This is a genomic window from Photobacterium sp. R1, assembly GCF_054600795.1.
The window spans coordinates 1-230 of record NZ_BAAHZP010001084.1; the positions used below are offsets into that span (position 1 = coordinate 1).

General features: G+C 55.2%; 1 pseudogene. It reads left to right on the forward strand.

Annotated features, from left to right (window positions below):
• Nucleotides 1-230: pseudogene (locus tag ACYP03_RS28410) on the forward strand (2-succinyl-5-enolpyruvyl-6-hydroxy-3-cyclohexene-1-carboxylic-acid synthase); the annotation flags it as partial.

Consider the following 230-nt stretch of genomic DNA (forward strand, 5'->3'; position numbering starts at 1 on the left):
GCTGCTTCGCCAGCGCCAGCAGGGTGGCCCGGTGCACATTAACTGCCCGTTTCCAGAACCTTTGTATTCGCCAGACCCGCCGGACGAATCGCGCTATTACACAGGTTTGCTTGCTGACTGGCGAAGTGCTGCACAGCCTTATACCTGTGTGTCTGTGCAACCTGCACAGATCTCTGTGCCTGATGAAATTCAGATCTTGCGCAGCAAAAAGACAGACATTATCGCCGGCG